Genomic DNA, 374 nt, shown 5'->3' with positions numbered 1-374 from the left:
AGTTTGCCCGGCAGGCCCAAACCGTCCATCACGCCTTTGCGGCGGGTAATTTCGCGTGCTTTGCGGGCGGCTTCGCGCGCGCGGGCGGCATCGACGATTTTGCTGGTGATGATTTTGGCTTCGGTCGGGTTTTCTTCAAGGAAGTCGGTCAAGGCTTGGTTGATGACTTCGTTGACGACAGGGCCGATTTCGCTGGAAACCAGTTTGTCTTTGGTTTGCGATGAGAATTTCGGATCGGGCAGTTTGACGGACAAAACGCAGGTCAGACCTTCACGCATATCGTCGCCGGCGGTTTCCACTTTGGCTTTTTTAGCCACTTCGTTGGCTTCGATATAGTTGTTGATGGTGCGGGTCATCACTTGGCGCAGTGCGGT

Annotated in this window: 1 pseudogene; it reads right to left on the bottom strand. The window is 55.1% G+C overall.

Annotated features, from left to right (window positions below):
• A pseudogene (gene gyrB / locus ACTHSP_RS22670) lies at positions 1 to 374 on the bottom strand (DNA gyrase subunit B); the annotation flags it as partial.

Source organism: Neisseria sp. P0001.S005 (genome assembly GCF_051963715.1).
This window is presented reverse-complemented; position numbering and strand designations above follow the sequence as displayed.